The sequence below is a fragment of the Rhodovulum sp. 12E13 genome (genome assembly GCF_003340565.1).
Classification (GTDB): domain Bacteria; phylum Pseudomonadota; class Alphaproteobacteria; order Rhodobacterales; family Rhodobacteraceae; genus HLUCCA09.
In genome coordinates this window covers 1-10,411 of the sequence record NZ_QPLK01000051.1, presented here as the reverse complement: position 1 = coordinate 10,411, position 10,411 = coordinate 1, and the positions used below count along the sequence as shown (strand labels likewise).

Annotated in this window: 7 protein-coding genes and 1 pseudogene; 3 read left to right on the top strand and 5 right to left on the bottom strand. The window is 69.8% G+C overall.

Annotated elements, in window-relative coordinates; genetic code table 11:
* Window positions 1-642 precede the first annotated feature (642 nt).
* Window positions 643-2,202, top strand: coding sequence for a trimethylamine methyltransferase family protein (locus DLJ49_RS20075; protein WP_115395297.1), 1,560 nt, complete (start codon window positions 643-645; stop codon window positions 2,200-2,202).
* Between the two features lie 96 nt (window positions 2,203-2,298).
* Here DLJ49_RS20075 and DLJ49_RS20070 read toward each other — a convergent pair whose 3' ends face one another.
* From DLJ49_RS20070 to DLJ49_RS20055, 4 genes are read right to left on the bottom strand one after another with little or no spacing between them, the layout of a single operon-like run.
* A complete protein-coding gene (locus tag DLJ49_RS20070; RefSeq protein ID WP_115395296.1) occupies window positions 2,299-3,636 on the bottom strand; it encodes an NAD(P)/FAD-dependent oxidoreductase in 1,338 nt (445 codons plus the stop codon).
* Window position 3,637: 1 nt separating this feature from the next.
* On the bottom strand, window positions 3,638-5,137 hold the full coding sequence (locus tag DLJ49_RS20065; RefSeq protein WP_115395295.1) for an aldehyde dehydrogenase: 1,500 nt from the start codon (window positions 5,135-5,137) through the stop codon (window positions 3,638-3,640).
* Window positions 5,134-6,105, bottom strand: coding sequence for a dihydrodipicolinate synthase family protein (locus DLJ49_RS20060; protein ID WP_115395294.1), 972 nt, complete (start codon window positions 6,103-6,105; stop codon window positions 5,134-5,136). The genes DLJ49_RS20065 and DLJ49_RS20060 overlap by 4 nt, the downstream gene beginning before the upstream one ends.
* The gene (locus DLJ49_RS20055; RefSeq protein WP_115395293.1) at window positions 6,102-6,818 is read right to left on the bottom strand and encodes a GntR family transcriptional regulator; all 717 of its coding nucleotides are present in this window, start codon (window positions 6,816-6,818) and stop codon (window positions 6,102-6,104) included. Before DLJ49_RS20055 ends, DLJ49_RS20060 begins: the two co-directional genes overlap by 4 nt.
* A gap of 100 nt (window positions 6,819-6,918) precedes the next feature.
* Between DLJ49_RS20055 and DLJ49_RS20050 the strand changes: the two genes are divergently transcribed.
* The gene (locus DLJ49_RS20050) at window positions 6,919-7,881 is read left to right on the top strand and encodes a GlxA family transcriptional regulator (RefSeq protein WP_115395292.1); all 963 of its coding nucleotides are present in this window, start codon (window positions 6,919-6,921) and stop codon (window positions 7,879-7,881) included.
* A 222-nt stretch (window positions 7,882-8,103) separates the two neighbouring features.
* Window positions 8,104-9,756, top strand: coding sequence for an ABC transporter substrate-binding protein (locus DLJ49_RS20045; RefSeq protein ID WP_115395291.1), 1,653 nt, complete (start codon window positions 8,104-8,106; stop codon window positions 9,754-9,756).
* Between the two features lie 227 nt (window positions 9,757-9,983).
* Here DLJ49_RS20045 and DLJ49_RS22615 read toward each other — a convergent pair.
* A pseudogene (locus DLJ49_RS22615) lies at window positions 9,984-10,411 on the bottom strand (nicotinate-nucleotide--dimethylbenzimidazole phosphoribosyltransferase); the annotation flags it as partial.

Sequence of the window (10,411 nt, the reverse complement as noted above, 5' to 3'; positions counted from 1 at the left end):
GAACAGCGACCCGCTCGCCTCGTCTGTCCCGCGCATGACCGCCCCCCTCGTGACCCGGAAAGGGTGAATCATGTCCTCAAACCCGTGTCGAGGCGGCCTTTTTCAGCGGCCTGTTAAGGCAAGGCTGCAGGCCGCCAGGCACCGTCTCGGCGCCCGCACCATTGCAGAGGCAATCGCTCGCGCCGGCCAGCTTCGCATTCTCTGAGTAGCGGCACCATTCCTGCTGGCAGCACGGCGATCGGCACCCACCCTGAAGGTGCAGTGGACACGTCGGATATGGGCCGGTCGCACCGAACGTGCAGGAAGGCGGAGAGCCGACATTCGCCGAGCCTGTGCTACGACGTGATCCCCGCGTTGGAAGCGGACCTTGCTGACGCCTTCAGTCGACGACTTTAACACACTGCAGTCTGGGGTCCCTGCCCTTACATCGACCATGGCACGACACGTAAGCGTTGCTGCACTTCGGCAACCGCCCCCCCGCAGAGCAGGCGACCGATCGCCCGGTTGGATACCTGCGGCCGCCGCCCATGCGCGGCGGCGCACTCGTGCAATGTCGCTTTCCGGAGATTGGCTTCGCTTCCCTCGTCGCGCCGGCGTGCCAATCCGGGCATGTCTGCAGCGCCAGATACGGAGAGGTGGGGCATGACCGAGGCCGAGGACAAGCCGCGCCGGGGCCGGGCCGGCGGTCGAGCCGCGCGGCGCGCCCGCCGGCAACGGACCGAGACGCGGATGCTGCCGTCCCTGTGCAGGGGCCTGCCGCTCTGCGCACCGCTGGACGAGGAGCAGATCGCCCGGATCGACGCCGCCTCGATGGATATCCTCGAGGAGGTCGGCATCGTCTTCCGCGACGAGATCGCGCTGGAGGACTGGCGCCGCGCCGGCGCCGACGTGCGCGGCGAGCGCGTCCATCTCGACCGCGGGCTGGTGCGGGAGCTGATCGCGACGATCCCCGGGGCGTTCGCCTACACCGCGCGTGACCAGGCCAAGTCGCTGCCCTTCGGCGGGCCGCATGCCATCTTCGTTCCGATGACCGGGGCGCCGTACCTGCGCGACCTCGACGACGTGCGTCGCCTGCCCACGCTCGACGACCTGTCGATGTTCCACAAGCTGGCGCACATGGCGCCGGCGCTGCACTCGGTTGCCCACCACATCGTCGAGCCCATGGATCTGCCCGTCAGCCATCGGCACCTGCACGTCACGTATTCGGCCATGCGCCACTCCGACAAGACGTTCATGGGCATGACGACGAGCCCGCGGAACGCCGAGGACGTGATGGAGATGTGCGCGCTGCTCTTCGGCGACGAGACACTGGAGACCCACGCCGTGACCACCGGCAACTGCAACGGGAACTCGCCGCTGGTCTGGGACGAAACGATGCTGGGCGCCATGCGCGCCTTCTGCCGCCGCAACCAGCCGGTGCTCTGCTCGCCCTTCGTGCTGGGTGGCGCGAACACGCCGGCCTCGGTCGCACCCGCGGTGGCGCAGCTCAACGCGGAGGCGCTCTCGGCGCTGGCCTACACGCAGGTCATCCGGAAAGGCTGCCCGGCGATTTACGGCCATTACCTGTCGACAGTCTCGATGAAGTCGGGCGCGCCGATGGCCGGGACGCCCGAGATCAGCCTGATGAACTTCATGATCGGGCAGATGGCGCGGCATTACGGGGTGCCGTGGCGCACCTCGAACACGCTCGGGGGCGCCAAGACCTTCGACGCGCAGGCGGGCTACGAAAGCGCCACGACGCTCTCGGCCGTCCTCCATGCCGGGGCCAACTACATCTGGCACTCGGCAGGCTGGAACGAGGCCGGCATGCACTGCTCGGTCGCCAAATTCGTGGTGGATGCCGAAGCCTGCGCCATGGGCTACCGGATGGCCCAGGGCATCCGGTGGGACGATTTCGACGAGGGGCTCGCGGCGGTGCGCGACGTGGGCCCGGGCGGCCATTACCTCGGCCATCCGCATACGCAGGAGAACTTCCAGCGGGCGTTCTTCATGCCGGAGCTGTTCGACAACGACGCGTTCGAGCAGTGGCAGGCCGAGGGCGCGCAGGAGATCACCGCCCGTGCGCTGGCCCACGCCCGAAAGCTCCTGTCGGAATACGAGGCGCCCGCGCTGGATGCGGCGAAGGAGGAGGCCCTGCGCGACTACATCGCCCGGCGCGAGCGCGAGATCCCGGCGATGGACGCGCTCAACCAGGAGCACTGACGCAGGCGACGCAGGGAGCGGCCGCCTTGCCGTGCAAGCGGCGGCGATCCGTGGCGACGCAAGCCGCCGAGGCCGCCCGACCTGCCGCCGCCCGACCTATTCCCGCCCCGCGCGCATCTCGCGCCAGCGCATCACCGCGTTGGCGCCGATCCAGGCGGCGGGCTCGGGCGGCAGGCGCCGCGCCGTGGCATGGCCTTCGAAGGCAGCGGCGGCGTCGCCGGGGCGATCGAGCACGGTTTCCGCCGCTGCAAGGCCGGAAAGGGTGCCCTGCACCGTGCCGAGCCCGTTCTGCGCGACGGCCGCGACGATCCCGTCGTCGAGCAGCCCGAAGCCCGGCACGCCGTTCCACGTCAGGCACAGATGGCCGGCCCAGCGATGCTCCATCGCGACGCCCCGGAGCATGGGAAAACGGTCGGCGAATTTCGCGTCGTGCAGGCGGCCGACCCGCGCGATCCGCGCGCCCGTCACCTCCATGCCGGGATCGTAGGTGAAGCGACAGCGCACCACGATGCGATCGCCTCCGGTGCCGGAGATGCGGCGGACGGTCGTGCCCATCGGGTCGGCGGGCGTGACCGCCCAGGCCGGGCGGCCGCCGAGGGCCGCGACCTCGTCGGGCGAGAGCGCGCGGGTCATCGAGGCATAGGTGAAAACGTGCATCAGCCGCCGCGGCAGGTAGCCGAAGCTCTCGGCGTGGCCGTTGGTGGCGAGCACCACGCGCGGCGCCGTCACCGCGCCGCCGCGCGTCTCCACCCGCCAGTCGGATCCAGCACGGGCGATCCGCGTCACCGGGCTGCGCTCGTGCAGCCGGACGGCCGGCGGCAGCGCGTCGGCGAAGCGGCGGATATAGGCGGCGGGCTGGATCATCGCCGCGCCGGGCGTATGCAGGCCGGACCTGTAGAAGCGGCTGCCAGTGATCTCGTGCATCTCGCCCGCGTCGAGCAGGGCGCTCGGCTCGCCGAGCCCGGAAAGGTGCTGCGCGAAGGCGCGGTTATGCGCGTCACCCTCCGCCGTCGCGGCGGCGTTGATCTTTCCGCACGGGTCGAAGACCTCGCGCGGCATCTGCGTCTCCTCCGCCAGCGCGGCGGCGAAGCGGATGGCGATGCGGTTCTCCGCGATCTTGCGCCGATCAGCCTCGGCGCTTCCCGCATAGCTCTCCGAGGCCAGATCGTGCGGCAGGTCGATCATGAAGCCGGTGTTGCGGCCGGCGGGGCCGTGGCCCACCTCGCCCGCCTCGCAGACCACGACCCGGCACGCCGGGTCAAGCTGCGCCAGGCGCCGGGCCGCCGACAGCCCGGCGAAGCCCGCGCCGACGATGGCGACGTCGGCCGTCGTCTCGCTGTCGAGCGGGGGCGAGGGGGCGCGCGCGGGCAGGATAGCCGACCAGCCCGAGACGCCCGGCTGTTTTGGTAGGCGCCTGGCGGCGTAGGCGGTCACGTCAGGCCACCGCCTGGTCGGCATCGTCGGCGAGGTCGATCCAGATCGTCTTGAGCTGGGTATACTGGTCGTGCGCGTGCAGGCCGTTGTCGCGGCCCCCGAAGCCCGAGCGCTTCCAGCCGCCGAAGGGCGTGGCGATGTCGCCCTCGCCGAAGGCGTTCACGGTCACGGTGCCGGCCCGGATCGCCCGTGCGCCCCGGATCGCCCGCTTGACGTTACCCGTGAACAACGCGGCGGCGAGGCCGTATTCGGTGTCATTGGCGAGGGCGATGGCTTCGTCGAAGCTGCCCACCGTCATCACCGACAGGACGGGGCCGAAGATCTCTTCCCGCGCGGGCCGCGACGACAGGTCGGCCACGTCGAGGATCGTGGGCTCGACGAACCGCCCGGAGCGCGCACCGCCACCCGTCAGCACCGTCTGGCCGGCGAGATAGGAGCAGACCTTGTCGAAATGCGCGGGCGAGACGAGGGCGCCGACGCGTGTTTCCGGGTCGAGCGGGTCGCCCACAGGCCATTCGCGGGCATGGGCGAGAAGGCGCTCCAGAAGGGCGTCCCGCACCCCCTTGTGGACGATCAGCCGGGAGCTCGCCGAGCAGTTCTCGCCCATGTTCCAGAAGGCGCCGTTGACGACGTGCGCCGCGACGCGGTCAAGGTTTTCGGCGTCGTCGAGCACCACGACAGGGTTCTTGCCGCCCATCTCCAGCACCACCTCCTTGAGGTTCGACTCGGCGGCGTAGCGCAGGAAGCGCGCGCCGGTCTCGGTGGAGCCAGTGAAGGAGACGGCGTCGATACCCGGGTGCCGGCCGATGGGCTCGCCCACGTCGGGCCCGGTGCCGGGCAGCACGTTGAACACGCCCGGCGGAATGCCCGCCTCGTGCGCCAGCTCGGCCACGCGCAGGGCGGTGAGCGGCGTCTCCTCGGCCGGCTTGACGATCACCGAGCAGCCGGCGGCGAGCGCCGGGCCGATCTTCCACGCCAGCATCAGTAGTGGAAAGTTCCACGGCAGGACGAGCCCCACCACGCCCACGGGCTCGCGCACGACCATGGCGACGTGATCGTCCGAGGCGGGTGCAACCTGGTCGTAGATCTTGTCGATGGCCTCGGCATGCCAGATCAGGCAGTGGATCGTCTCGGGCAGGTCGACCGTCTCGCAATCAAGGATCGTCTTGCCCGAGTCGAGGCTCTCCATCACCGCAAGTTCGCGGGCGTTGCGCTTCATCAGCTTGGCCAGCCGGATCAGCCGCGCCTTGCGCTCCGCCGGGGGCAGGCGCGACCAGCGGCCGTCCTCGAAGGCGTCCTGCGCCTTCTCCACGGCGAAATCGACGTCGGCCGCGCCGCAGGCGGCGACCTCGGCCAGGACCGCGCCCGTCGCGGGGTTGGTCGTGGCGAAGGTCGCGCCGGAGCGCGCGGGGCGGAACGCCCCGTCGACGAAAGCGCCCGTCGGCAGCGAGAGGCCGGCCGCGACGGCGCGGTATTCCTCGGCGGTCAGAAGCGCGCTCATGCCACGTCCTTCTTCTTCTGCTCGGGCCTCTTCTGCTCGTCCCTCGTCTGCTCGGCGGGCCGCGCGCGCTCAGCCTCGATCTCGGCCACGGTGCGGCGCAGCACGCGCACCACCTGCTCCAGCGCGCGCTTGTCGTCCTTGTTGAGGGGACGCAGCGGCGGGCGGGGCGGGCCGGCGCGCATCCCGCGCATATCCACGCCGTGCTTGATCGTCTGGATGAACTTGCCACCCTGCTCCAGCAGCCGCATCAGCGGCAGCAGCGCCGACATGATGCGCCGGCCCTTCGCGAAATCGCCCTCGACCGCGCAGGCCCGCCAGAGCGCGATGTGCTCGGCGGGCAGGAAGTTGGCGCCGCCGGCGACCCAGCTCCGCGCGCCCCAGGCGAAGAATTCCAGCGCCTGGTCGTCCATCCCGCAAGCCATGCTGATATGGGGATAATCGCGCGCCAGGAGGTGGACGCGATTGATGTCGCCCGAGCTTTCCTTGATCGCCACGAAGTTGCGTGAGCGGCCCACCCTGTCGAGGAACTCTTCGCCCATCTCCACGCCCATCCGGCCGGGATAGTTGTAGAGCATGACGGGCAGGTTCGCGGCCCGCTCAATGGCCAGCGCGTTGAGCGCGTTCTCGCGCTCGGTGGGCACGGTGTAGGGGGGCGAGCCGATCAGGATGGCGTCGGCCCCGACCTCGGCGGCCGTCTCGGCCATTGCGATACTGTCGGGCAGGCGGATCGCCCCGGTGCCCACGATCAGCGGCACGCGGCCGGCAATGCTTTCCTGCGCGAGGCGTGCAAGCTCGGCGCGCTCCTCGAGGCTCTGCGCGTAGTACTCGCCCGTCGAACCGCCGACGATGATCCCGTGCACCCCCTCCTCGATCAGGAAGTCGACCATCGCCACGAAGGCGTCGCGATCGATCCCGCCTGCCGCATCATGGGGTGCAATGACGGGCGTGTAGATACCGTCGAATCTCATGCGCCTTCCCTCCTTGCCCGGTCGAGCGGCATCTCCACGGGGGCGGGCGCGATGAAGCGCTCCATCTCCAAGCGCGACAGCTCCCAATGGGCGCGTGCGAGCGCCTCGGCGCCGTCGGTGTCTCCGGCCTCGATCAGGTCGATGAAACGGTCGTGCTGATCGGCGGCCTCGGCGCGCGAGGCGGCGAGGCGGCGCTGGCGCGGGTCGTAGAAGGTCATGCCGATGCGCGTGTGATCGATCAGCAGACGGCGCAGGCTGGGCGCGAGATAATCGTTATGCGCCATCTCGCCGATGATCGCGTGAAAGCGCTCGTTGAGCAGCGCCCGCTCGGCCGCGTCGCCTGCGCGGATCGCGGCGCGGAACAGAAGCTGGGTGTCCTTCAGCCGCATGATCTGCGCCTCGGTCGCGGCCTCGGCGGCGAGTCGCGCGGTGGCGGCGTAGATCATCGGCGCGGCGCGGAAGAAACTGTTCAGCGTTCGGTGGGTCATCGGCGCGACCTGCGCGCCGCGATGCGGGGCGAGTGCCACATAGCCTTCGCCTGCAAGCTCACGCAGGATCTCGCGCAGGGGCGGGCGCGACAGGCCGAATTCCTCGGCCAGCCTCCCCTCGTCGAGATGCGCGCCGGGCTCCAGCGCCATCGTCAGGATACGTCGCCTGAGCGTCTCGCTGCAGCGCCGTTTCCGGCTGGCGGACGTCTCCGAAGTCACGGCCATCTCGCTCTCCCTCTTGCGGGGCCTGTGTGCCGCATTGTAATATAGGGTGTCTACACAGATGCGACATCTTTCCGCCGAACCGCGAAGCAGGGAGGGGAGAATGGGCGAGACGAGGGCGGCGCCGATCCACACCGCGTTCCTGCTGGTGGACAATTTCACCCATCTCGCCCTGTCCTGCGCGCTCGAGCCCTTGCGCATCGCCAATTTCGTGGCGGGGCGCGAGCTGTACACGTGGTCGCTCATGTCGGAGGACGGCGAGACAGCGCGCTGCTCGAACGGCACGGTCATGGCGGTCGATGGCGGGCTGGAGCCGCTGGCACGCGATGCGCGGCTGCTCGTCGTCTCGGGCCTCGGCGTGCAGGAGCGCGTGACGTCGGCTCTGCTCGCCTACCTGCGGCGCACCCGGGCGCACGGCACGCCGATCGGGGCGATCTGCTCGGGCAGCTACGTGCTCGCGCGGGCAGGGTTCCTCGACGGGCAGGACGCGGCAATCCACTGGGCCTTCCACGACCTGTTCGAGGAGAAGTTCCCCGAGGTCGGCCTGCGCCGCTCGGTCTTCGTGGCCGACCAGCGCCATGTCACCGCCTCTGGCGGCGCCGCAGCGGCCGACCTGATGCTGCACCTGATCGCGCGGGAACAGGGGGCCGAGCTGGCGACCGCGGTCGCCGACCAGATGGTCTACAACGCCCCGCGCGAGGGGGCGGCCGGGCAGCGCCTGTCGCTGCAGTCCCGCCACGGGATGCGCAATCCCCGGCTGGTGCAGGCGCTGCGCATCATCGAGGACCATGTCGATTGCCCGCTCACGCCCGCCGAGATCGCGGAAGAGCTGGGCATCTCCACCCGCCAGCTCGAGCGGCTGTTCGGCAAGTATCTCAAGACCTCGCCCAAGCGCTACATCATGGAGGCGCGGCTGCAGCGGGCCTGGGCGCTGCTGTCCCAGACCGAGGATTCGGTAGCCCAGATCGCCATGGCCTGCGGCTTCAACTCCACCTCGCACTTCACCAAGGTCTACCGAGCGCATTACGGCCGCGCGCCCCTGGCCCACCGCACGCTGATGCACTGACCGCCCCGAACGCGGCGCGCGGTTGGCAGCGGGGGCCAGCCCCCGCACCCCCGGAGTATTTTCGCCAAGATGATGGGGGGTGAGGCGCGCGCGACGGCGGGCGTCGCTTTTCGGACGGATCGCGTCGAGATTCGGGACTGCGGCCCGTCGTGATTTGCGGGGAGATCGCGCTGGGACGCTGCCGCGCGGCGCCAAGAAGACGACATCCCGGGGAGGCCTTCCATGACCGAACGATCCACATCCGTGCCGATTCATCCCGGCGCCCGCCTCTATGCGCGCGAGCACCTCGACGGTCGGATCGACCGACGCGAGTTCCTGACCCGGGCATCGGCGCTCGGCGTCTCGGCCGCCGCCGCCTACGGGCTGATCGGCGCCACCGCGCCGGCGGTCCGCGCCCAGGGCACGCCGCAGCCGGGCGGACGGCTGCGCTGCCAGATGGAGACCAAGGCGCTGAAGGACCCGCGCACCTTCGATTGGAACGAGATGGGCAATTTCGCGCGCGGCTGGCTGGAATACCTGGTGGAGTACAACCGCGACGGCTCGTTCCGGGGCATGCTGCTGGAGAGCTGGGAGGCCAACGAGGACGCCACCGAATATGTCCTCAATGTTCGCCCTGGCGTCATCTGGAACAACGGCGATGCCTTCACCGCAGAGGACGTCGCCCGCAACATCGCCCGCTGGTGCGAGGCCGGCGTCGAGGGCAACTCGATGGCCGCGCGGATGGGCGCGCTGATCGACCCGGCGACAGACGAGGCCCGCGAGGGAGCCATCGAGGTCGTCGATGACCTCACGGTGCGCCTGCGCCTCGCCTCGCCCGACATCACGATCATCGCCGGCATGGCCGACTATCCTGCCGCCATCGTGCACGGCAGCTATGATGGCGGCGATCCGGCGGACAATCCGATCGGCACCGGCCCCTTTCTGCCCACGGTCAACGAGGTCGGCGTGCGCCAGGTGCTCGAGCGCAACGCGGATCATGCCTGGTGGGGGACCGAGGTCTATGGCGGCCCCTATCTCGACGCGGTGGAATACGTCGATCTCGGCACCGACCCGGCCCTGACCCTCGCCGCGGCCGACTCCGGCGAGATCGATCTGACCTACGAGACGGTGGGCGACTTCGTCGACGTGCTGAACGGCCTCGGCTTCGTCGAGTCCGAGACGATCACCGCCGCCACCGTCTGCGTGCGGTTCAACCAGCTCTCGGAGCTTTACCGGGACCGCACGGTGCGCAACGCATTCCAGCTCGCGGTCGACAACGCGCTGGTGCTGGAGCTCGGCTACGACAACCGGGGCACGACGGCGGAAAACCACCACGTCTGCCCGATCCACCCCGAATACGCCGAGCTCCCGCCCATCGAACACGATCCGGCCCGCGCGGCGCAGATGCTCGAGGAGGCCGGCGCGCTGGAGGCCGAGTACGAGCTGATCTCGGTCGACGACGCGTTCACCTCGGCCACCTGCGACGCGGTCGCGGCGCAACTGCGCGACGCGGGCGTCACCATCCGGCGCACGATCCTGCCCGGCGCCACCTTCTGGAACGACTGGACGAAGTTCCCCTTCTCCGCGACCGAGTGGAACATGCGGCCCTTGGGCGTTCAGGTGCTGGCGCTGGCCTACAAGTCGGGCGTGGCGTGGAACGAGACGGCATTCTCGAACGCGGAGTTCGACGCCAAGCTGGAACAGGCGATGTCGATCGCCGATGCGGACGAGCGGCGGATCATCATGGCCGACATCCAGAAGATCATGCAGGACGAGGGCGTGGTCATCCAGCCCTACTGGCGGTCGCTCTACAATCATGCCCGGCCCGGCGTGCACGGTACCGACATGCACCCGACCTTCGAACACCATCACTACAAGTGGTGGATCGAGACCTGATCGCTCTTGCACAAGGCTCGGCCGCAGCACCGGCCCCTCCCTTTGGGCGAAGCCGTTCGCGAGCGACGCTCATTTCCGGCCGGAGCCTATTTGCCCGGTCGCGCGTGCAAGGAGCGATACAAGAAAGCGCGACCGGCCACTTGTCGAAATGGCGACATCGAGCGGGGGAGGCGGTTGACCGGAAGACCTCTACAGCGTGAGGTCGCGTTGTCAGGGATTTCGCGATCGCGGCGAAGGTCCGGTCCCGCGGGCCGCATGACAGCGTCACCTGCTGAGCTCGAATACGATGCCGGATCCGGCCCGGACCAGTCGGCCGCCGTGCCGCCGAAGAGCGCGTGGGCCAGCGCGGCGGCGACCGTGGTGTTGCCGATGCCCATCTCGCCGAGGATCAGCACGTCCGACGAGGCATCGACCGCATCGGCCCCGGCGCGCAGCGCGGCGAGGGCGTCGGGCTCGGTCATCGCCGGCGCCTGGGTGAAATCCGCCGTGGGCCGGTCGAGATCGAGGGCCACCACCGACAGCTCGGCACCGGCCAACCCGCAAAGCTGGTTGATCGCCGCCCCGCCGGCGCGGAAGTTGGCCACCATCTGCGCCGTCACCGCCTGCGGGAAGGGGTTGACCCCCTGCGCGCAGACCCCGTGGTTTCCGGCAAAGA